The organism is Maribacter vaceletii (assembly GCF_003634105.1).
Taxonomy (GTDB): Bacteria; Bacteroidota; Bacteroidia; order Flavobacteriales; family Flavobacteriaceae; genus Maribacter_B; species Maribacter_B vaceletii.
This window is the reverse complement of record NZ_RBIQ01000008.1, coordinates 256,486-279,963: the sequence shown is the minus strand read 5'-3', so window position 1 is coordinate 279,963 and position 23,478 is coordinate 256,486. Positions and strand designations below refer to the sequence as shown.

The window sequence follows — 23,478 nt, the reverse complement described above, 5'->3', positions numbered from 1 at the left end:
ATGAGAAATAAACTTACTGCTTTTCTAGCTGTATTCTTTTTAGCATTCATTTGTAATGGGCAAGATGTAGAGGAATGGATAGAAGACATAGATTATTATCATAAAACACTAGAAATCAAACATATAAATCTTTACCATACTATTTCAAAAAATCAATTTACATCTGAAATTGAAAAACTAAAGTCCAATATCCCTCAACTAACAAATTTTCAAATTACTACAGAGCTTATGCGACTAACGCATAAGGTTGGTGCTGGTAAAAGAGATGGCCATACTTCTGTACCCCTTTGGGGCGTGAATTTAAACAAATTCCCTATAAAATTTTATGATTTCGAGGGAGATTTAAGGGTCATTAGTATCCTAGAAAACCATGCGCAACTTCTTGGAAAAAAATTAAAAAGTATAAATGGTATTCCAGTAAAAAAGATATACAAAAGAGTTTCTAAGCTTACTCCATTTACTGAAAATATACAATCCTCCATGGATAGAAAATGTAGATATTTGGTAGTAGCAGACCTATTGAAAGCGCTAAACATTATTGATAAGATTGAACAAAGCACCTTTACTTTTTCTGATAACTATGGTAAAGAAATATCTGTACAATTGAATTCTTTTGAAAAAGAAAAATATGCAACTCTAACTTTTAAAAATATACATTTAAACCCTATTATAAAGAAACCAAAAACGGTAAAAGATAAGGACCTTTGGTTCTCTTCTATAAATAATTCGAAAACAGTATATATAAATTTTAAAAAGTATCCTTCTAGAAAAGAAATGAATGATTTTTCTGAAAGTGTTTTTAAATTTATAGAAGCCAATAATTCACAACACCTTATTATTGATCTTCGCGATAATTATGGAGGAGATTTTTATAAAGGATTGTTATTAGCGAATTGGTTAAATATTTCAGATTCTGTAGAATGGCTTTCTAAAGTATATGTTTTAACAAATAGAAAAACATATTCGGCAGCCATGATAAACGCTCTCCAATTTAAGCAATTGTTACATGCAAAAATTATAGGTGAACCATCTGGAGGAAAACCTAATGGTTATCAAGATATGGGAGAATTTTCACTTTCTAATTCAAAATTAATAGTAACATACTCAAAAAGAGAATTTCAATTTCATAATAGAAAAAACAAATCTCTTAAACCAGATGTTTTAATAACTCCAAAATGGAAGAATTTTAAGAAGGGTTATGATGAAACCTTGAATTGGGTCTTAAAAGACATAACTAACTAAAAAAAAGCATATTACTCCTTTTATCCAATTGCAGAATAATAATTTACTCTGACTAAATTATCATATCGACAGTTTTTGTAAGTTTCTTGCTCTTTTTTTGTCTCGTAATCTTAAAAAAGAAAATAGTATGTTTAAAAAATACCGAATACTTAAATGAACGGGACTCTTTTTATGTAAAGCGAAGTAGGAGGGAAGCGTAATGTTTGTGGAATGAATTAATCTATTTCAAATCTACTTAAATAGCTGATTAACATTTGTTTTAAACAATTTCCCAATAGGAATAGTATGCTGTTGAATATAAATCCGATTTCCTTCAATACTCTTTATATGTTTTTTTGCGACTGCAAATGATTTATGTACTTGAAGAAAATTATTATTAGGAAGTAATTGTATAGTATCAGATATTTTTTCGCGGATGGTTATGGTGTCGTTTGTAGTGACCACTTTGGTGTAATTTCCTGACGCTTCAACAAATAGTATGGTATCTAAATCCACTTGAATATGACTATTATTTTGTTTTAGAAAAATGTGCTTTTCTTCAGGTTTTAAGTTTGTATTAGTTTCCTTTTTTACTGTGTTTGTGTTAGAAGTTGTCACTTTATTCACAGCACTCAAAAAGCGTTCAAAACTAAATGGTTTTAATAAATAATCAACAACATTTAATTCGTAGCCTTCTATGGCAAATTCACTATATGCCGTAGTTACAATAACTTTTGGAGGAAATGATAAGGTTTTCAAAAATTCAAACCCTTTTAATTTGGGCATATTTAAATCTAAAAAAATTAAATCAACCTTGTGTTTACTCAAATAATCAAGAGCTTCTATGGCATCATAACAATTGGCTTTAAATTCTAAATTGGGTAGCATATCACAATAGCCTTTTATAATATCATGTGCTATATGTTCATCATCTATTATTAAATACGTAATCATAGTGTTATATTCAATTTAGCATTATAAATACTATTAGCTTCATATATGGTTAACATATGCCTTTTGGGGTATACAATCTCTAATCTACGTTTTAAATTTTTTAAACCTATTCCTGCTTCATGATTTTCACTAGCTTCAAAGTTATTTTCTATTTCAAAATTAACGATATTGTTATGGGCTTCTAAATTTATTCTAACAAAAGCATGTTCTCTTAAATTTTCTACTCCATGTTTAAATGCATTTTCTAAAAGTATGATAAACAGAAGTGGCATTATCTCATAATCATCATCCTTAATATCAATATGAAATTGTATATCAATAGTTTTATGATAACGCATTTTATGAAGTTCTATATAATTTTCTAAATATATTACTTCTTCAGAAAGTAGAACCGTCTCTTTTTCGCCATCATAAATACTATAACGCATCATATCTGATAGTTTTAAAATGAGCTCTTGTGCTTTTTTAGAATCTTTACTTACTAAGCCATAAAGGTTATTAAGCATATTAAAAAAGAAATGTGGATTCACCTGACTTTTTAAATGCATCAATTCCGTTTTTGCTTTTTCGTTCTTTAATCTAATAATTGATTTGATGTTCCTTATAATCCAATAGATAACACCTCCTATTATCAATCCAATCAGTAACGTGTAATATGCAATCAAGGTATATCCCGTAATCGGGTTAAAATCTAATGAAATTGCGACAGAACTTCCTTCTTCAGTAAAGAGTTTATAGCTTACATATACTAATGGAATTAGTATAGATACTACACCAATTATAATAAGGGCGTTTTTATTTTTTTCCATCCAATTTATCATACTGCAAAGTTAGGAGAATCTATTATATAAGTAAGTAATAGTGACAAACGGGAATTTTTTTAATACATAACGCCCTGCAGGCGTGATAAAGGTCTTTTATACATCATGACGTGTTTTATGTCACTCATCCACATGTGTCTATCCCAATTGTTTTTATGATAGTGGGTATGTAAATATTTTCGCTCCAATCAAAAAACGAACAGCATCATATAATTAATAAAAATGAAAAAAAGAATTTTACGTTATTTAAAGCACATTTTCGGGACCATAACAGTGCTACTAATTTTAGGAGTTATAACGGTAGTCGCACTAAATGGCACATTTGATTTTGGCGATAATCCGTTAAAACTAAATTTAGAAAACGAAGGGCCATACGTTTTTTATGAAACAGACAGCACCCTAAATGTTAACTACATTAAAGGAAATAAAACAGATGGATTTTATCTTGATCAAAAGGAATATGCTATAAATGAAAAAATTCCTTCCAGTTGTTATTTTCCTTTAGACGATTCAACCTTCAATTTCACCTTAAATTCTAATTTTAAAATTCCCAATAGTACGTATTCGGATAAGGAACCTATACTTGCTGTTTCAGATATTGAGAGTGGTTATAAAGCCTTTAGAGACTTCCTTATTAACAGCAAAGTAATTGATACCAATCTAAATTGGACATTTGGTAAAGGGCATCTTGTATTGGTTGGCGACTTTATGGATAGGGGGTTTTCAACTACGCAAGTACTTTGGTTTATGTATAAACTAGAGCAAGACGCTAAAAAACAGGGCGGACACGTCCATTTTATTATAGGAAATCATGAACTCTACAATTTACAAGGAAAATTTAAATCTGCTTCTTATAAATATAATGGCGTAGCATCAATCCTTGGTAAACAGCAACATAACCTATACGATGAAAACGCATTTTTAGGAAGGTGGATGACCTCCAAAAACACTATAGAACTAATTAATGGGCATCTTTTTGTTCATGGAGGCATACATCCAGATTTTGCAAATTATGATATTAGTATAGACGAGGTCAATCACATTAATAGAGGCAACTATCGCAAAGCCTTTTTTCCTAAACCAGAAGAAACTGTTGCCCAACTAATTACCTCTAGTAAAAAAGGAATAAGCTGGTATAGAGGTTATTTTAATGAGGATTTATCTCAAGAAGATGTTGAAAAGGGCATTAACCAATTTAACGGTAAAGCAGTTGTTGTTGGTCATACATTGCAATGGAATGTAAATAAATTATTCAATGGAAAAGTATTTGCTATCGATGTTAAACACCCAAAAGATTATAGTAAACATTGGCCATTTAAAAAATCGGAAGGCCTACTAATAACAAAAGGAAAATACTTTCAGGTATTAGCAAATGGAGAAAAGAAACAATTATAAAAATTCAAAAAATGAACTTTTCAACGAAAAATCACGAACACAAAAAAAACAATAATAATGTCATGAGTAAAACTAAATTATTTAATTATGTAACAAAACCTTATGCGGTAGTATTCGTAATACTAATTGCAACACTGTTATCTTTAGTAGATAGAAACTTGGGTTACTTTTTTGGATTAGGCATTACACTATTTATTATTTGGCAAAAGAAATGGGATTGGTCATTTTCTGGAATTGGGCAAAAATTAAATCTTAATACCATAATAAAAAGTGTCTGGATATCCGTTCTATTCTTTTTTGCTACTGGTTTAATTGATACGATTATCCAGTATTATTTAGGAGCCCATAATTTAAGCTCATTAGATGATATTAGAGGTGACTTTGGTAGTTATTTAGGAATGATGGCAATGATGTGGGTTTTTGCAGCCTTTGGCGAAGAACTACTTTTTCATGGGTATTATATGCGACAATTTGCTAAACTATTTGGAGACACTAACAAAGCATGGTTACTATCTGGAGTATTAATTGCGATCTATTTTGGGATTTCACATGGATACCAAGGATTATCAGGAATAATAGGAGTGGGCATTGGAAGCTTATTTTTTGCTGCATTATATTATAAAAACAAAACTAACTTATTACTATTAGTTTTAATTCATGGTATATATGATTCTATTTGGATTACTTTAATTTATTTAAATAAAGATAGTATCGTAAATGAATGGTTTCAACAATTACTGTTTTTATAAATACAATTATTATGTATTTAACAAGTAAAGGAATTGCTGGAAATGCGATACAACTGTTAAAGCTTTAAAAATACCAGAAGTTAATTTGTTTCATGATATTTAAAGAAAAATGCTATTTCGGTACTAGTATGCGCTATTAATTTATTGTCTAAAATGTTAAAATTTATATAATATAGTACCTTTTTATGCATAGTACTGTAACAAAATAAACGCATACTCGTCTATTGGGTATAAACGAAGTATAAACAATTAATAATTAGAATATTAAAAACAACCAATCATGAAAGCATCAATCAACAAAACAGTAACAGAAACTAAAACAGGGCAGTATTTTTCTTCATTTCGCTCTAGCAAAAGAGCACAGTGGGCGCAGTATAGAAATTATAATCGATAATATCAGTTGTAAAGAAAATAACAACAATTGAGTAATTAAAAAATACAACTCGGTAATAAGCATTTTCTTTTTCTTCTAAATCGAAGCACATTTGTACTATCAATAAACAACAAACAATTTAAAAATATAAAATCATGAAAGCATCAATCAACAAAACAGTAACAGAAACTAAAACAGGACAGTATTTTTCTTCATTTCGCTCTAGCAAAAGAGCACAGTGGGCGCAGTATAGAAATTATAATCGATAATATCAGTTGTAAAGAAAATAACAACAATTGAGTAATTAAAAAATACAACTCGGTAATAAGCATTTTCTTTTTCTTCTAAATCGAAGCACATTTGCACTATCAATAAACAACAAACATTTTAAAAATATAAAATCATGAAAGCATCAATCAACAAAACAGTAACAGAAACTAAAACAGGACAGTATTTTTCTTCATTTCGCTCTAGCAAAAGAGCACAATGGGCACAGTATAGGAATTTTAATCGCTAATTACGATTTGTAAATATCATCAACAAAAAACAACAAGGTCATGAAAACATACATTAATCAAGCCATCAAAAACCAAGTCTATTATCCAACAGAATCTAAAAAATTCGTTTTCTTTTCCAATTTTAAGAATAGTAAAAAGATTCGTGGGGTAGATCAAATGTATTACCTTTCATAGGGTAATAAAAAAAGACTTAAAAAGGGACACACTTAATCAATGTGTCCCTTTCTTATAGGTTCATATTTTTATTTCGTAAGAATTGTTCCCAGTTGGCTGTGCGGAAAATTTATACTTCGATAAGCTCCGTATAAACTCCACGGCTATTAGGCTACAAACGCAAATACTAACCTATGTAATGTCTAGGAATTCACTTCCATTAGAAATAACTTATCGCTATTTTATATAACGCTGAATTATGGAACATTTCTGTTTCATAATGTTCTGCGTTATGTAACTTTGCTTTGGTTGGTGCGTAAAATCAGGTAAATGAGGATATATATAGCTTAGGGTGTTAACCTTCCTCTTTCATTTTCATAAAACGATATATAATCAAAAAAAACTATGTTTATGAGAACCAAAAATATGTTCATTTTGTTAGTAGTGGCCTTTCAATTATCTAGTTGTTGGAAAGACAATTGTGACCAATTTGGCGACACCTTTATTTCAATAAATATTGACAAAGTAGAAAAAGACGCGTCTGGGAACCTGATAATAGAATTTGCCATGAATACTATAAACGACTTACCTGCGCGTTATTTTGAGCAGGTAGTGTTACGGAATACTTTAACGGATTCGAGAACAGGGGAAGCAATAGAAGTTACTGAAAGTGTGGAGGCAACCAAGACTACAATAAGGCTGGTAGTACAATCAGCATTTGTTCCAGGCCCTGGAGAGGTGCTTAATTATGCTCCTTTACTGAACTTTCCAGATAGGGAAGACTACGTAGATTGTAGCCATCCTGGGAGTAGTGATGACTATCTACTTTATTTAGATATGAATATTCAAACCATTGACGGTAACGAATACGAATTAGAAAATTTTATTTGGTACGAAGAGGTTCTTAAAGGAGCCTTCTAAACCAAAAAAAGGAAGGTTATGAATCTTTTTTATGAGTATCCCGATAGTTAGTTTTAATCAAATCTCAGGGCTTTAGGTATATTTTACACGCGATAAAGGTATTACCCAAAAAGGCAATTTCTATTTTTTGCGAGAAAATGTAATGGAATACGCTTTACCCGAAGTGGCGATAGGAGCGAAGTGGTAATGTGTATGGAATGGTATTTTGTGTTCCAATGTTTCATCGTGACTGTAACAATGATAAAAGACATTCATCTTTAGAAGGAATTAACTTAATAGATAATATTCATGAAAAAAAAATCCGCTTCTAAGACAACACTTCTTTTATTAATCGCAATTTTCTCGTTTAAAAGTGGTAATTCCCAAGTAGAACCCTCATCAGAATTATACCAAAACATAAAAAAAATAGATAGCATCCTATTTGAGAATGGTTTCAATAAGTGTGTGCTTTCCGATATGGAAGCTTACATAAGTGAAGATCTTGAGTTTTATCACGACCAAAGTGGGCCAAGCACTACAAAAAAAGATTTTTTTAAGGCACTTGAGCAAAACATTTGCTCAAACCCAGATATGAAACCCATTCGCAAATTAATTGAGAATAGTGTAGAAGTCTACCCTCTGTACAATAATGGGGTTTTATATGGTGCCATTCAAAACGGTTTACATGAGTTTTATATGAAAGAAATTAATAAAGAGGTTTATCTAACCAGCACGGCTACATTCACTCATCTTTATATCCTTAAAAAGGAAACCTGGCAATTGAAACGTGTATTGAGCTATAACCACAAACAACCGAAACATGAAATTAGTGAGCATAAAGCAATTTCATTGGCAGATAAAATACTAGCGGAATACGTTGGTGAATATAAAAGTGCAACCACAAGTGCAAGTATCTCAAAAAAAGAAAACGCACTCCAAATGGTTTCTGGTGCATTGCAATTAATTATTCAACCTGTGTCACAAAATCTGTTTTTTAGCCCAGAAGCGCCGCTTACCTTTGAGTTTATTAAAAATGCTGAAGCTAAGATTATAAAGATGGTTGTTCGCGAGAACGGACAAGTAGTTGAAGAAATTGAAAGAATATATTAACTCATAAGCTAGTATTTTTAATAGCAATCCAAAAAATATTACAATAACTTATCGCTATTTTATATAACGTCGGATTATGAAACATTTTTGTTTCAAAATGTTCCGCGTTATGTAACTTGAGCTTTGGCTAAAAGCGAAAGTTCTTTTTATTGTTTCTTTAAAAAAATTTATTTCAAAAGTTTTTTCTACGATGCTAATGGAATACTCTTTTTACGTAGCGACGATAGGAGTGAAGTGGAATGGTTATTTTACGATATATTAAAAAATATAGCTATACAATCATGCTAATTCGATATACTTTAATTTTAATTTTAATTTTAAAACTCAATAGAAAAGGATCTAAAGAACAGTCATTAAATGAAAGCTTCCCTTAGGCCATTTTTCATTTTTAAAAACTTATTTTTGAAATATGCAAGAAATACCATTACATCTAGATTTTATCGCTCTATTAACTCTTTTGGGATTATTTCTAGGTTTTTTTGCATCTTATTTCCTGATTAAAAAATCTTGGAAATCTAATTTACCAAACCTTTTTATGGGTTTGTTTATTTTATGTATTTCTTTAACAATGTTAGAAGGCTGGTTAGATTATACTGGCTATATTTTTAAAGTTTTGTGGCTTTCCAATTTTTCGGAGCCAATAAATTTTCTAATTGGCGGCTTGCTTTATCTATTTATTGATACACAAATAGAACCTGAGATAAAAAAAAAATATTGGTTACATTTTATCCCTTCTATAGTATGGCTGGGAATTTGCATGTTTTATTTCCTTCAGCCAGATGTTGTCAAGTATAATGATACGATTGAAGTTATGCAATTGAACATACCTAGAGCTAATGAAACTCCTCCTTTTTCCGATAACCCTTTCAGAATTAGAAAACATACAAGTCTTTTAATTGGGATTTATTTCACCTTCTATATACTTATTATAGGAAGAAAGATACTTCTTAAAGCAAATTCTATCGGAGAATCTATTTTCACAACCACTAACAAAACACTTAAGATAGTACGTAATATATCTTATCACGTTTCAGTAATAATTATCATTTTTATTTTAGTGAAAATATTTTTTAAAAACGACGTCGGTGATTATTTTATTCATTTATATGCATCTTTTTTGATATTTATAACCGCAATGAATATCATGAATCAATCCAATTACTATAACGAAGTATCTACATTTTTAGAACTACCATCTCTAAAATATAAGAAGTCTTCTCTTGACGAGCTAGAAAAAAAATCTATTCATGAGAAGATTATTTCATTAATGGAAAATGAAAAATATTTCTTAAGCAGTACTGTATCATTATCAGGATTGTCTAAAGAGATTAAAGAAAGTTCTCACCATGTTTCACAAGTCATAAATGAAAAGCTCAATCAGTCTTTTTTCGAGATGCTAGCATCATATAGAATAGAAGAAGCTAAAACAATATTAAAAACTGATTTGGGTAAAAAATTAACCATTGAAGACGTTGCTGAACGTGTTGGTTATAACTCAAAATCTGCTTTTAATACAGCATTCAAAAAAATTACTTCGCAAACACCTTCTGCTTTTAGAGATTCATAAATTACTGATAATCAAGGGCAATTAGTACTTCCTTATAAACTCGAACGTCTCCCTTATAGGCTAATTCGCTTGAAATTACATAACTGTTATAGATTTGCTTCATAATCAAAAACGAGCAGTTATGAATTCACAAATTAAATCAAATAGAGAAAGAAAATATTTTATCGACTGGTTAAGAATTGGACTAATTATAAGTGTATTCTTTTTTCATTTGGGTATGATCTTTATACCAGAACAATGGCACGTTAATAGTGCAGAATCATTTCCTTTTTTAGAGCCAATTATGTGGTGGTTACATTTATGGAGAATGCCACTATTATTTTTAGTTTCAGGAGTCGGAACTTATTATGCTATTGGACACAAAACAAGTTGGCAATACGCTAAAGAGCGGTTTAGAAGATTATATATACCTTTTACTTTTGGTTTTTTTACGCTTGTACCATTAATGGTATATGTTGAACGTATTGATGCCTATGATTCATTTTTAGATTATATTCCTCACATGTTTGATGGTGGTGCTTACCCTGTTGGTAATATTTCTTGGCATCACCTCTGGTTTATTCTATATTTATTTATTATTTCTCTTTTAATCACACCTTTTTTAAATTATACTAAAAGTGGACATTATAATATGGTTAGAGGAAAACTAATAAATATGGCCTCTAAAAAAGGAGGATTAAATTGGTTGTTACCAATCATTATTTTATCCCAATTTATTCTAAGACAATACTTTCCCAAAAGTACACATGCGTTATATAATGATTGGGCATATTTCACTTACTATTTGTTATTTTTCTTAAGTGGTTTTATGTTGTTTACTAGTGATAAAGTAATTAAGACTCTTGCAAACAATAGAAGATTGTATTTATATCAAACCATTGTGTTTACAGCTTTATTATTCTTATTACCCTCTATTTTTCGAGAACTTTCGGTAATAAAGGGTAATGCAAGAGGGCTTACAGAAATGATAATCTCATTGTCATGTGGATTAACAGCAATTGGATATTTTAAACGGTATTTTAATAAAGACCATAAGTATAGAAAAATACTTAATGAAGCTATCTATCCCTTTTATTTATTACACCAGCCAGCTTTAATATTTGTTGGGTATGTGGTGTTGAAATTGGATATATCTTATGGTATGCAGGCATTACTAATCACAATATTTTCATTGATATCAATAATGGTTTGTTATTGGTTTATAATTAGAAAATTTAATTTCTTAAGAATAATTTTTGGAATGAAAAAGAAATCTAAAAAAGAAATTTTATTATCTGAAGAACACAATAAATCATTCGCATTCGATAAGTAATATATTAAAACGTATAAAATGAAACTATTTAAAAAAATAAGGAAGACCATGATAAAAGAAGGAAATTTAAAACGATATCTATTATATGCAATTGGTGAAATTCTATTAGTTATGGTTGGAATAAGCTTAGCTTTTCAATTGGACAATTGGAATGAAAACCGTATAAAGGAAAATACTGAAATAAATTATTATAAAAATATTAAAGATCAAATTGATGATGATAAAACCTTAATTATTGAGCAATTAGAATATAACAACCTTTACATGTCTCAATTCAAGTATGCTAATGAGGTTCTTGACGCAAATGATCGAAGTAAAATGGATACATTAGGACATATAATTCGTAACCTTACGCAATACTCAGACTTTGATAGAAAAGGAAATATTCATGAAACCCTTGTTAATAGCGGAGAAATAAAATTACTTAAAAATAATACCATTGTTAATAGAATAAGGATGCTAGAAGAAAAGTACAACTATGTCAATAGAATGGAAAACATTCATTATGACGCTATAATGTCTCATGTAATTCAAGCTATTAATCCTGTAATTAAGTTTTCAAACGGTAAAATTCAAAAGCCTGACGAAATTTATAATTATAAATTTCAAAACCTCGTACTTTCTATTCTTCAGGTTATGATTGAGAAAGACAAGGTATATCATGAAGTTCTATATGAGATTGAATTTACTATAAACTTAATTAATGAAGAACTAGTGATTAATTAACTAAAAAATAAGAAGTCTATTAATGTAGGTAATCGTCCATTTTATTTAGAATACAACTTAAAACAATTAGTTAAAATCAATTAAAATTTATAAGCCTTACAACTCGAATGCCTTATCAATAAGAAGTTCGGAAACAGGTTTGTTATGTCTAAAAATTAATATAAATCAATTAAAATGAAAACAATTAAAAGTACAGTAAACACATTTATGCTTGCAATAGTATTTCTATTGCTGATTACATCATGTAGTAATGATGACGACAACACACCAACACCTCAATTGCAAGAAAATATGGTTGATGTTGGAGACTACAATTTATTTGCAGAAAGTTTTGGTGAAGGAAACCATACTTTAGTTTTTGAATCTGGCCTTGGTGATAATTACGAATCTTGGTATAAGCTTTTAGGACTTTCTGAGTCGAACCAAGTTATTGCCTACAATAGAGCAGGATACGAACCCTCTGATGTTGCTAATAATGATAGAAATATTATTCAGTTAGCAGAAGATTTGCATCAGGTTATTATAAGTAAATCAGAAAATGAAAAAGTAATATTAGTTGGTCACTCTCTAGGTGGTGCTGTGATTCGATATTATGCAGTGCAACATCCAGAAATGGTAGAAGCACTATTATTTGTAGATCCTAGTCATGAAGATTTTGAGGTGGTTACTCAGGTAGCTGAAGATGCTGGAGTTGCATTTTTCATGGAAAATGGTAGCCCAGAGGCTGCAAATGAATACGCTCAAATAATTGAAAATTTCGAAATTTTAGAGAACCTAACAACTTTGCCAGATGTACCAACTATTGTACTTACAAGTATAAAAGATCGTCTAGAGGTTCCAGAGAATGCACAACATTGGATAGAAGTGCATGCCACACTTGGTGAAGGTGTTTCAGATTTTACACACTTGATTACCGAAGACAGTGGTCATTATATTCAAATTGAAGAGCCACAATTAGTCATAGATGCAATCAATGCATTATTAGACTAAATGTTACACCCCATATTATCAATCAAATTATAAAAAGTAAACAAATGAAAAAAATAGTAAGTATTACAATCATAGCAATCATTCTAAGCTTAACAATTAGCTGTTCTAAAGATGATTTACCAGAAGTACACCCTAGTGATTACTTAAACTATGAAACACAAACAGCACTAGAGCTTCCTTTTGATGAAGAATGGTGGGTTTTTTGGGGAGGTCGAAGTGTTAGCGATAATTATCATGCAGCACATCGAGAGCAAAGATTTGCCTTAGATATAGTACAAAAAATTAATAGAAGTACACATACTGGAAATGGTTCTCAAAATGAAGACTATTATTGTTTTGGAAAACGCTTAAATGCACCTGGATCTGGTGTTGTTATAGCGATGATAAACAATATTCATGACAATGTTCCAGGGCAGTTCAATAGAGATTTCCCTATCGGGAATTATGTAATTATCGATCATGAAAATGGTGAATTTTCAATTTTGGCACATTTTAAAAAAGGATCTATAATAGTATCTGTTGGAGAAATGGTATTAAAAGGTCAAGAATTGGGAAAAGCTGGTAATAGTGGTAACTCAAGTGAACCACATTTACATTATCATATGCAAACAACAGCAGACCCATTTGATGGTGATGGTCTACCTACCCAATTTATAAATTATTATGCAAATGACCAATATGTAGAAAGAGGAGAGCCTGTTCAAAATGAATATGTTATCAATGATTATTAATAATCATTTTGTGAAACACTAAACATCATAGAGCAAGAATTTGTTGGTGAAATTAATCGCCTCAACTATTTAAAGTTTGAGGTGATTAATAATAGCTGCGAAGTATCACTAAATGATTCATCTAACGATACAATAACAAAAGGGTATGGCAAAAGTGTTATTGAAGCAATTAATGATTTACACCATAATTTAATAAAGTAGGCCATATTAATTTTAATCAAAAATAATATAAATAGACTTGTTCTTATTTAAAACTCAAAATATAAATGTTAAAACAAAAGAACTGATATCAGAATTAATTGACAAAACAAGATGAAGCACTTAAAAGATATACTAAAAAAAGGATAAAATATGATAATATCAATAATTGGCAGCATCCTTTTTTCAATTGTTCTAGTTTTATACATTTTAATGGCCCTACGACTTCCTTATGGTGAATATGCTATGGGAGGCAAGTATAAGGTACTCCCGAAGAAAGAACGAATAATATCCCTCTTATCTGTTATAATTCAAACATTCGCAATTTTAATATTATTACAATGTGGAGGACTAATAAGTTTTGGGGTTTCGGATAAAATAGCGAATGTGTTTTGTTATTTTTTCGCAGTTTATCTATCTCTCAACATTTTAATGAACCTGTTATCAAAAAGCAAAAAAGAATTTTTTTATATGACTCCTTTATCATTTGTAATTGCAATTTGTTATTGGTTAACTGCTTTAAACGTTGAATTTTAAAGTTTAAAAAAATTATATGCTAGCTCCCAACAATGTTTGTAGTTTATTATGAGTAAAGTGCCAAATATGAGTGATTTAACAATAAATAAAAAGAAAATGGCAACTACTTTAAAAATGAAAGCAATGGGATTATTACAAAAACCAAAAATTGCTAATATTCCTAATGAAATAAAGGAACTGACAGTTTCAATTCCAAAAATTAATAGTACCGAAGTGCTTGTTAAAATAATAACATCAACAATTCATGTCGATGATATTGCAGTAGCCCAAGGTACAGCTATTGGAAGGTTCTATGGACCTAAAGAAGTCTCTGAAAAGAAACCATATATTATGGGAACTAACTTTTCGGGTGTTATTGAAGCTATAGGTAAGCAAGTTTCTCAATTCAAAATTGGTGACGAAGTCATTGGTATCCCAAATGTTGCAGGAGAACACGGTTCATGGGCAACCTATAGATGCTTGGATGAAAGGAATATTCGAATAAAACCGAAAGCATTATCTCATCAAGAAGCGGTTTCTATGATTGTTGCAGGCTGTGTTGCCTATGGGATGCTTGTTTCTTCAAAAGTAAAAAAAGGAGATCATTGTTTAGTACTTGGTTCATCTGGAGGAATAGGTAGTGTTATTACCCAAATGCTAAAGTCAAAGGGTGCAATTGTTATAGGTTTATGTAGTACTAGAAATATTGAAATGGTTAAAGCCAATGGAGTTGATTATGTTATTGATTATACAAAAGACAACTTTGTTAAAAAACTAACATCTCAAAATAAAAAAATAAATCTTGTTTTTGATTCTGTTGGTGGCAAGGAATTAGAAAATATCGCTATAAAAGTTTTACATAAAAAAGGTAGATTTTTAACGGTTTGTGGTCCTGAAAAATATATTGGTTCAAAAAAACTAAGCTGGAGAAAGGTGATACATATGCTTTGGTATATTATGTATCGGTCAATTTTATCAAAAATAATTGGGCCAAGATATATATTTTCTGCAAAGCCTCCTTCGACAACTATTAACGATATGCATGCCTTTGTAATTAAAAATAATATTAAAGTTCCTGTTGATAGAATCATTCCATTGGAAATTAAAAAATTGAAAGAAGCTTTAAAACACCTTTCGGCACACAAGGCTTCTGGCAGGATCATAATTGATATGACTAAATAGATTATGAATTAAATGATGAATAGTATTATAACTAGACATAGAGCATCAATAATAGGAGTATTAATTTTAGCAGCGTATAGTATGCTAACCTATTCAATCACAAAAAATATTACATTAGGAATTGTCACAGATATAATAAGTGGGTTAGCAGTAATTGGAATACCATTATTACTGTTACCTTTTTTTAAAACGGAAAAAAATAAAAAACTAACCTCCTTATATTTAGTTTGCAGAACTATTGAAGGTCTATTAATGATTCTTGGTGGGGTAATTCTAATAATTCCTTCATTACAAGGCTATAGAGATATTATATACAGAGATGTTCAAATTTATTTCTTCATTTTTGGAGCCTTATTATTCTACATCTTATTATATAGAACGCTAATTATTCCAAGGTTTATCTCCATATGGGGAATTATTGCAACGCTGGCACTTTTTATAGTAACAATTTTTAAACTGTTTGGAATTGAAGTAGAAATATTAAACGCATTAGTAATACCAATTATATTAAATGAATTGTTTTTAGCGATTTGGTTAATAATAGAAGGATTTAATTAAAAAATAATTTATGAAAAATATAGTATTTAAAAGCGCAACAGAAATAACAAAACTTATAAGAGAAAAGAAAATATCTTGTGTTGAAGTAACAAATCAATTTTTAGAGCATATTAAAAGTTATAATAGTACTATCAATGCTGTAGTTGATTTAAGAAATGAGGCTGATATTTTAAATGAAGCTAAAAAGAAAGATCAACTATTAAGAGAAGGAATAGTCTTAGGTACTTTACATGGATTACCGATGACAGTAAAAGACACTTTTAATGTAAAAGGTTTAATCTCTTCAAATGGTAACCCAAAATTAAAAAATAATATTGTAAATAATGATGCAGAGTTAGTTACAAGATTAAAAAACGCTGGAGCAATAATTATTGGAAAAACAAATTTGGCATTGTATGCTTTAGATTGGCAGTCAACAAATCCATGGTTTGGGCAGACGAACAATCCATACAACCTTAATCATGTCGTGGGTGGGAGTTCAGGAGGTTCAGCTGCGGCATTAGCTTCTGGTTTCACCTCCCTAGAGCTAGGAACAGATGCAGGGGGCTCCATTAGAGTACCGGCACACTTTTGCGGTGTCTGTGGTATTCGTACCACAGAAACGGCATTGCCAAATAGAGGTAATATGGTGACAACAAGTTTACCAAGATTAGGACGCTATTTAATAAGTAATGGTCCTTTGGCAAGAAATGTAAATGATTTAATATTAGCAATGGAAGTACTTTGGAGTGAAGGGCAAATCACTTCAGAAAATCCTCCTGTTGCATTAAAGAAGTATACTTATAAAGGAGAGAAACTAACTATAGCTTTTTCTGAAACTTTAGATGGTTTAACTCTTGAAAAAGATTATAAGGATGTTTATCAATCCTTTCTTAACAAAATTAATCAATCCAATCACATACTTATCCAATCAAAACCTAGTTATAGCAGTGGCACTCTTATTAATCTTTGGGGGAGAATAGCTGGTTACGATTTTGCTGCTGCTATGAAACGCATACCATTAAAAGGTTTAATTTCATATCTATTTATTAAATCAAAATATAAAGATAGTCAATGGGCTAAAGGAATGCGACAAGGTGCGACAAGTTCTCCAAATGATTATGCAAGCGCATTAGAACAAAAAGATGATGTATCAGATTCTTTTACTAGTTTTTTTAATAAACATGATATTTGGATAACCCCAGCTTCTATAACTTCTGCGTTTAAACACCAAAAACCTGGATTACCATTTGAAATAAATGGGCAGAAAGTAGCTTATACAAAAGCATTTATTCCTTTCAACTTTCCTTCTACTATCCCTGGACACCCAATTGTAGTTATTCCTATTGGAATTACTCAGAAAGGATTACCTGTTGGGGTTCAAATTCATGGTAAAAGATGGAATGATTATCGATTATTACAGATGGCGAAAGAATTAGAAAAGTTAACGGATGGCTTTAAGGTTCCAAAATTATTTTATTAAAACTTGTCTGACCTCATAAAATTTTGGTGAAAGAATAGGAGAGAGGAGCGTTATATTTTAGGGGGTTAGTTACTGTAATTAATGGTTTTTTTTGCTTTCTGAGGCATTTTCCTTTAGTAATTTTGGTTAGTTTCAATGTTTCCTAAAATTTAGCGACCGACCCGTACATTGTTTCCAAAATTATCTGTAAGCCTTGATTTTTTTGTTTCTTTTTTTATCTAGAAAAAAAGAAAGGAGACTTCTTTAAACAACGTACTAGTTAATGCCAACGCTACATCTGGCCTAAAATTTCAGAGATATTTAATCTCTAAAACTTACATACTATTTGACATAATATTAAAAGCACTTAAAGTAATTGTTGAAACGGGGCTAAATGGTAGTAAGTGCACAGAAATTTATTTTTCTTAAATTTTGTGCTCTTGCAGCAAACTGACTAAATGTTTGTGAAAAATTTATTGACGTATAGTTTCTTATAAATCGTGTATTTCAAAAAAATCTAAAAGTTTTGCTTTTTTTGGCGTTGGCAAGCGCTGGAAAATTGTGTTTAAATTTAAAATGCGTATTTCAGCATTTTATAATTTAAAAAGCAATTGAGCGATTGGCTGTGCGGCAATTTTACATAACGACTAATTATGGGACAAAATGAAATATGCGCCGTAGGCACCGCTTAAAAAAAGATTGATAACCCTGTTGTAAGTTTTAATCGATTCTCAGAGCTTGAGGGATATTTTACATAATATAGAATTATAGCAACTTGGTTTCAAATTTGTTACAAGCTTCCCGTAAATTGTCTTTTACATAATTGCTAACGATATAGTCCTAAAGGCCGATATCTGCAACTATGTAAAATAGACCGAAAATGGTCTATCCGCCAATTTACTATGCTTGTTCTATAATTTATATTATGTAAAATAGAAAATTTGGATACTACTCTTTTGTATCTGTTTTTGTTGCTTGTACATACATAGAAATACTAATTACTAGAATACTAAAAAAAGCAATAGTTACACTTAGTGTCCCTAAAAGTTCTACTAAAGAAAATTTAAATTCCATACAGTTCTCGTTCTATACCTTAAATATAGTTCTTGAATAACTTTAAGAAAAGTAAAACTGTATACATGGTATATTTTAGTTTATAACTAACAAAAAAAACATAAACTAAAGCTTTAAGTACGTACAGGGCTAAATTTTCTTTTGTACCAAATATTTAATAATACTCCAGTAATAATGAGCAGCATTCCTACAATACTTAAAAGAGTGTATTCTTCTCCAAGAAACCCAACGCCAGCAACAATAGAAAAAACTACTTCTATATATTTTATAGGTGCTATAATATTGGTTTCTCCAATCTGAAACGCTTTGGTCATAAATAACTGTCCTACATACCCTAAAACACCAAGACTAGATAATAGTAATATGTCTATACCGTGTGGGGTTTTCCAATTAAAAACAGCTAATACACCACCAACTACAGTAGCAATGCACATAAAGTAATTTACAATAACTACGGGATGTTCCCTATCTCCTATTTTTCTTATAATATTATATACTAATCCGCTGGTAGCAGCCGCTGCAATTGCAAACACAAACCCTATAATAGATACATTTTTATCGAACCCTTTTAAAGCAATAACGCCCACAAAGGACATTAAAAAAAACAACCATTGTACTGGTTTTACTTTTTCTTTTAGCATAAAAATGGCAAATATGGCAGCAAAAATGGGAGAAATATAGCGTAAGCCAACTGCCGATCCAACTGGCATATAATGTATTGCTAAAAAGAACAAGGACATAGATGTTACCCCCACTACGCCTCTTAGAACGAGTAATTTTTTATGAGTACCTAAAATGGGTATTTTTTTATGGATTAATATACCAAAAGTGAAGAATAAGGTTCCTAAAGATCTAAAGAAAACGAGTTCAAAAGTATCATAGGCTGTTAAATATTTTATAAGCACATTCATAAAAGCAAAAGCTATTGTACTTAGCATCATAAAATAAATTGCCCTCCTTAAGTCCATCTTGCAAATAATTTAATATTGCAAAGATATTATAATGAAGAATATACAGCACTACTCCCCTATTTGTTTTCTGCAATAGAATAGATAAGAACTTCCTTATCTTTTCCTTTTAAAAGTACGCTTCCAAGTTTATTAAAAGCATAGACATTGGTGTTTAAAGTATTTTTTAGACTTTCAGATAGGAGCACCTCTTGTTTGTATGCATTACATTTTTCTTGTATTCTAGCAGCCGTATTTATAGTATCTCCATGATAGGCAATTTCTTTTTTGTATTTACCTACTTCGGTTACTGTTACAATACCAGAATTTAAACCTGCTTTAAAAAATGGTACTACACCGTAATTTTTTATATAATAGGCTTCTTTTTTTAATAATTGATTTTTAAAATTAAAAAATGCGTTTATGCAGTTATTATTTTTAAGTCCGTCTTTTAACTTCCATGTTAAAATTACTTCATCTCCTACATACTGGTATATTTCGGCTTCGTTTTCTATAACAACACTTAGATCCATAAAGCAATCTTGTATTAATTTACTATATTTTAAATGTCCTAAAGTTTCTGCATGTTTTGTAGAAGAATGTAAATCTAAAAACATAAAAATCCTTTCTTCTTCTCTTGGTGTATAAAATTTACCTGAAAAAAGTTGCCATAAATTATTTTTACCCAACATTAAATTAATTAGCCTTAAAAGAGTCAAGAAAATATCTGTTACTATAATATAAAAATAGATAGCTCCACTCCCAGGCTCTATTGCAAATGCCCATATCCCTTTTGCTTCTCCCAGAAATTGAGTTACTATAAAATAGGAGGAAATTATAATTAGTATAAGTAATGATATTATATAAATTAATCTAAGTACTATAAAGTTTAGTATAGATATTTTTTTATACAATCTTTCTTCTATAAATATTTGTACATAGCCAGAAATATTCCCGAAAAAGAAGCCAAAGGATAAAGAAATTAATATAGAATGCCAAAACTCAAACTGTACAGAACCAACTTCTATAGTACCAACACCACGTACAATAGATAAAAAAATAAATGCTAGAGTCCACCCAATTACATAATCTCTAACTATTATTAATCTTCTTTTACTTCTAAAGTTCATTCTGTGTAAAATGTATTTTTTCCTTTATAGAAAATATATAGTGTTATACCATTTGTTTTTGTCTTTAACATCTGAGCTTCCCATTTTAGAAACATTAGCAGATATACTAAACATGGGGGAATTAATTAAAATAATAAGATACGAATTTGCTTTTTCACTTTTAGAAATAAAGAAAATTTCCTCTGGCGTATTCTCATAATTTGGAAGCCAATTATTTACTATTGCTTTTCTACAATTCTCATTTTTTCCAGAAAATTCTATCTTATAAATTTCACTCTCATTAGGAAGGTTTTTAAAATTGGAGTTATTAACTTTTTTTAAATCACACTCTAAAAGAACTTTATTAGAGCTAAATGTCTTTTTTAAATGTTTTTTTAAGGATATCGTGCTATTTTTTAACTCTTTACGTATAATATCTGACGGTGAATAAGAGAATTCTGAAGGAACATATATTGTTTCATTTTCTATAGCAATATGTATGTTGTTTACAATAGGTGTATTTCCTGTATATGCATTAATTGTCCCAGAAACATGTTGAAAAGCAATGCCGTTTTCTATATTTTTAAAGCTTTTTGTTTTTATCCACTTCTTTTTATTTTCTATCTGCTCTTTATGTTGCGATGTATAGTCAAAACTAAAATATAGTAAGGTTGCAATACACCCAAAAGCACCAAGAGCAATGATAAGAATTGGTATTTTAATGGAGTTTGTAAAAAAACTAAATAGGAAAGCTATTAGGGAGCAAACAAAAAGAACTAACACTACCACAGTAGGGAAAAAAGTACTTAAACCATCTGCACCTGCAGAAGCAAAATATTTTAAATAGATAAGTAGCCCAAAAAAGAGTATTGTTGCAACTAAAAATAGTTTGGATTTTTTTTTCATGGTACTTATTTATAAGCAGTGTACATTACTAAAAGATTATCTGCTCTGCTGCTTACATTAATAACAAAACCATTAGTAGTAAATGCTGTTAAATTGGCTGTAGTAAGTCCAATGTTATCTCCATTTTGGTTAGAATAACGTATACCCACACATTGAGAAGCATTAGAATATCTAGATATATCATTAATTGAAGTTCCGTTACCACCAACATATATAACTTGTTGGTTAATAGTTCCGTTATCATTTCTGGCATAGCCGTTCATAGTTCCAAATGCATTTACAATAGTATTAGAATTGTTACCAACGCCATTATCATTATTAATAGTTGTACTTTCTATATTGGCATGTGCCACAAATGTTATAGAACTAGGTTCAAAAGGTAAGTCAGAAATAGTTTGAGCTCCTGTAGCAGTAATAATAAAATGACCCGTATATGCGGTAGGCTGGGAATCATTAATTTCTACCCAAGTTGTTCCATTATAGAAATACATTTTATTTTCGGTTGTATTATAAACAAAAGAACCTTTTATAGGATTTACTATAGCATTAATTTCTATTGTAGTTGCTTCGTGAATCTTAACTAAATTCTCTGCTTCTGGTGCTTGAGAATATATTGCAATACTAAGAAAGAAAAAAAATATAAAGTGTTTCATTACAAATTTTGATTGTTAGCTAATTTGGATATTATAAAATAGTGCCTTTTACAATAGTAAACTTAGAAATAATTATTTTAAAATATAAAATGTTTAGTTTTTTAGAATAAAAAAAAGAGAGCAATACCTTCATTGTAAAAATATACATTGAAGGTATTGCTCATCTATTAAAGCAAATTAAATAAAGAACAGGTGTTATACCAACTCTTGCGTTATTAACTGTTGTTTTTCTCTTTTTAAGTCTTCTACAAATAAATCTATTTGTACTTTTTCTATGCCTGGAACACAAATAATATGCGCTATACCATCTTCACTTGCTAATTGGTATTTATGGCATAAAGCTTCAGATGGTTTATCTAAAACAACCGTAAGAGCTTCATTATTACGCCAAGCATTTACTCCTATTTCTTTTAATTTTTTCTCGGTATATGCAGCTACTTTCTGAGAATTTCTTGCACGTTCTATTAAACCTTGCTTTCCATGTTTTTGAATAAATGACCAAATAAACAAAGGTGTTAACGCGTTTCTAGAACCCGTAATAGTAGTGTCCATAGCGCCAATATAAGAAATAGAGTTAGCAATTCTATTTCTATGGTTTCTCTTTACAAGTACCACTCCAGAAGGTATTGGGCCACCAATAAATTTATGCCCAGATATAGATATACTATCTACTCCCTCCGCAAAATCAAACTTTGGTTTTGGTTCTATAAATGGAGCTATTAAACCAAGGAAAGCAGCATCACAATGTATATAGTAGTTTTTTATAGCATATTTTCTAATAATGCGTTTTATCTCATCTAATTTATCTATAGCCTCGGTCATTGTAGTACCAATGTTTAGAAAGAATATAGCAGGCTTATCTCTTCTTAACATTAGAATTTGGTCTAAATCATCATAATCCATTTCACCATTTGGTTGGCTTCTAACTACTATATTTTTTATGTTAAGCAAATGTAGGTTCTTTTTTACGCTATAATGTGTAGCTTCACTATAATACACAACAGCATCTGGAAAGGTTTCTCTTGCTAAATAGAGTCCGTATAAATTACCTTCTGTACCGCCATTAGTTATATAGCCCCAAGCATCTTTTACATTGGTAGATAAAATGTCAGCAAAAAAAGCAACACATTCTTTTTCTATATCTTTTGTATCAATAGCAAGAGTTGATGGTGATTCTGGATCTCCAATATTATTAAGACAAACATCTAAGAAAGGAGCAAATTCTTGGTATGAAAAATCTTTAGCTAGTGGGTACCCCAAAAAGCTTTCAGAATTAGTGTTAATTCTTTCATATATACCTTTTATTCTATCATTCATAATATTAATATTTTCTTTTACAAAGGTAATTTTTAGAATTATACAATTATATTTTAG

The 23,478-nt window shown here is 30.0% G+C and carries 21 protein-coding genes; 13 read left to right on the top strand and 8 right to left on the bottom strand.

Features of this window, described 5'->3' with window-relative positions:
* A complete protein-coding gene (locus CLV91_RS08765; RefSeq protein ID WP_170146731.1) occupies positions 1 to 1,242 on the top strand; it encodes a S41 family peptidase in 1,242 nt (413 codons plus the stop codon).
* Positions 1,243 to 1,473: 231 nt separating this feature from the next.
* On the opposite strand, the gene CLV91_RS08760 is transcribed toward CLV91_RS08765, so the two are convergent.
* Both CLV91_RS08760 and CLV91_RS08755 read right to left on the bottom strand, forming a co-directional pair.
* Positions 1,474 to 2,175 (bottom strand): LytR/AlgR family response regulator transcription factor, encoded by a 702-nt coding sequence (locus CLV91_RS08760; RefSeq protein ID WP_121066543.1) that lies wholly within the window; start codon positions 2,173 to 2,175, stop codon positions 1,474 to 1,476.
* A complete protein-coding gene (locus CLV91_RS08755) occupies positions 2,172 to 2,996 on the bottom strand; it encodes a sensor histidine kinase (RefSeq protein ID WP_121066540.1) in 825 nt (274 codons plus the stop codon). The genes CLV91_RS08760 and CLV91_RS08755 overlap by 4 nt, the downstream gene beginning before the upstream one ends.
* 222 nt (positions 2,997 to 3,218) lie before the next feature.
* On the opposite strand from CLV91_RS08755, the gene CLV91_RS08750 reads away from it, so the two are divergent.
* The 12 genes from CLV91_RS08750 to CLV91_RS08690 all read left to right on the top strand — a co-directional run bounded on the left by CLV91_RS08750 (position 3,219) and on the right by CLV91_RS08690 (position 17,436).
* Complete coding sequence (locus CLV91_RS08750; protein WP_121066537.1) at positions 3,219 to 4,391, top strand: metallophosphoesterase; 1,173 nt, start codon at positions 3,219 to 3,221, stop codon at positions 4,389 to 4,391.
* Between the two features lie 62 nt (positions 4,392 to 4,453).
* A complete protein-coding gene (locus CLV91_RS08745) occupies positions 4,454 to 5,140 on the top strand; it encodes a CPBP family intramembrane glutamic endopeptidase (protein WP_170146730.1) in 687 nt (228 codons plus the stop codon).
* A gap of 1,479 nt (positions 5,141 to 6,619) precedes the next feature.
* Positions 6,620 to 7,105, top strand: a complete 486-nt coding sequence (locus tag CLV91_RS08740) for a hypothetical protein (protein ID WP_147406412.1) — start codon at positions 6,620 to 6,622, stop codon at positions 7,103 to 7,105.
* A 288-nt stretch (positions 7,106 to 7,393) separates the two neighbouring features.
* Complete coding sequence (locus CLV91_RS08735) at positions 7,394 to 8,194, top strand: DUF4440 domain-containing protein (protein ID WP_121066528.1); 801 nt, start codon at positions 7,394 to 7,396, stop codon at positions 8,192 to 8,194.
* Positions 8,195 to 8,603: 409 nt separating this feature from the next.
* Positions 8,604 to 9,761 (top strand): helix-turn-helix domain-containing protein, encoded by a 1,158-nt coding sequence (locus tag CLV91_RS08730; protein WP_121066525.1) that lies wholly within the window; start codon positions 8,604 to 8,606, stop codon positions 9,759 to 9,761.
* A 121-nt stretch (positions 9,762 to 9,882) separates the two neighbouring features.
* Positions 9,883 to 11,073, top strand: coding sequence for an acyltransferase family protein (locus tag CLV91_RS08725; RefSeq protein ID WP_121066522.1), 1,191 nt, complete (start codon positions 9,883 to 9,885; stop codon positions 11,071 to 11,073).
* An 18-nt stretch (positions 11,074 to 11,091) separates the two neighbouring features.
* Positions 11,092 to 11,799, top strand: coding sequence for a DUF6090 family protein (locus CLV91_RS08720; RefSeq protein WP_121066519.1), 708 nt, complete (start codon positions 11,092 to 11,094; stop codon positions 11,797 to 11,799).
* A 174-nt stretch (positions 11,800 to 11,973) separates the two neighbouring features.
* Entirely contained in the window at positions 11,974 to 12,789 is an 816-nt protein-coding gene (locus tag CLV91_RS08715; protein WP_121066516.1) for an alpha/beta fold hydrolase, read from the top strand.
* A 44-nt stretch (positions 12,790 to 12,833) separates the two neighbouring features.
* Complete coding sequence (locus CLV91_RS08710) at positions 12,834 to 13,520, top strand: M23 family metallopeptidase (protein ID WP_121066513.1); 687 nt, start codon at positions 12,834 to 12,836, stop codon at positions 13,518 to 13,520.
* Between the two features lie 801 nt (positions 13,521 to 14,321).
* Positions 14,322 to 15,416 carry an NAD(P)-dependent alcohol dehydrogenase gene (locus tag CLV91_RS08700; protein WP_170146729.1) on the top strand — a complete coding sequence of 365 codons (1,095 nt, stop codon included), beginning with the start codon at positions 14,322 to 14,324 and terminating at the stop codon, positions 15,414 to 15,416.
* 12 nt (positions 15,417 to 15,428) lie between these two features.
* Positions 15,429 to 15,974: a DUF4386 domain-containing protein gene (locus CLV91_RS08695; RefSeq protein ID WP_121066504.1), complete on the top strand. Its 546-nt coding sequence runs from the start codon at positions 15,429 to 15,431 to the stop codon at positions 15,972 to 15,974.
* 10 nt (positions 15,975 to 15,984) lie between these two features.
* The gene (locus CLV91_RS08690; protein WP_121066500.1) at positions 15,985 to 17,436 is read left to right on the top strand and encodes an amidase; all 1,452 of its coding nucleotides are present in this window, start codon (positions 15,985 to 15,987) and stop codon (positions 17,434 to 17,436) included.
* A 927-nt stretch (positions 17,437 to 18,363) separates the two neighbouring features.
* Here the strand turns inward: CLV91_RS08690 and CLV91_RS17020 are convergent.
* The 6 genes from CLV91_RS17020 to CLV91_RS08665 all read right to left on the bottom strand — a co-directional run bounded on the left by CLV91_RS17020 (position 18,364) and on the right by CLV91_RS08665 (position 23,421).
* The gene (locus tag CLV91_RS17020; protein WP_262697340.1) at positions 18,364 to 18,489 is read right to left on the bottom strand and encodes a hypothetical protein; all 126 of its coding nucleotides are present in this window, start codon (positions 18,487 to 18,489) and stop codon (positions 18,364 to 18,366) included.
* Positions 18,490 to 18,602: 113 nt separating this feature from the next.
* Positions 18,603 to 19,457 carry a DMT family transporter gene (locus CLV91_RS08685; protein WP_211333206.1) on the bottom strand — a complete coding sequence of 285 codons (855 nt, stop codon included), beginning with the start codon at positions 19,455 to 19,457 and terminating at the stop codon, positions 18,603 to 18,605.
* Between the two features lie 59 nt (positions 19,458 to 19,516).
* Positions 19,517 to 20,566 carry an adenylate/guanylate cyclase domain-containing protein gene (locus CLV91_RS08680; RefSeq protein ID WP_121066494.1) on the bottom strand — a complete coding sequence of 350 codons (1,050 nt, stop codon included), beginning with the start codon at positions 20,564 to 20,566 and terminating at the stop codon, positions 19,517 to 19,519.
* 24 nt (positions 20,567 to 20,590) lie between these two features.
* On the bottom strand, positions 20,591 to 21,451 hold the full coding sequence (locus CLV91_RS08675) for a hypothetical protein (protein ID WP_121066491.1): 861 nt from the start codon (positions 21,449 to 21,451) through the stop codon (positions 20,591 to 20,593).
* A gap of 5 nt (positions 21,452 to 21,456) precedes the next feature.
* The gene (locus CLV91_RS08670) at positions 21,457 to 22,104 is read right to left on the bottom strand and encodes a hypothetical protein (protein ID WP_121066488.1); all 648 of its coding nucleotides are present in this window, start codon (positions 22,102 to 22,104) and stop codon (positions 21,457 to 21,459) included.
* A 195-nt stretch (positions 22,105 to 22,299) separates the two neighbouring features.
* Positions 22,300 to 23,421: a histidine decarboxylase gene (locus tag CLV91_RS08665; protein ID WP_121066485.1), complete on the bottom strand. Its 1,122-nt coding sequence runs from the start codon at positions 23,419 to 23,421 to the stop codon at positions 22,300 to 22,302.
* Between the last annotated feature and the right edge of the window lie 57 nt (positions 23,422 to 23,478).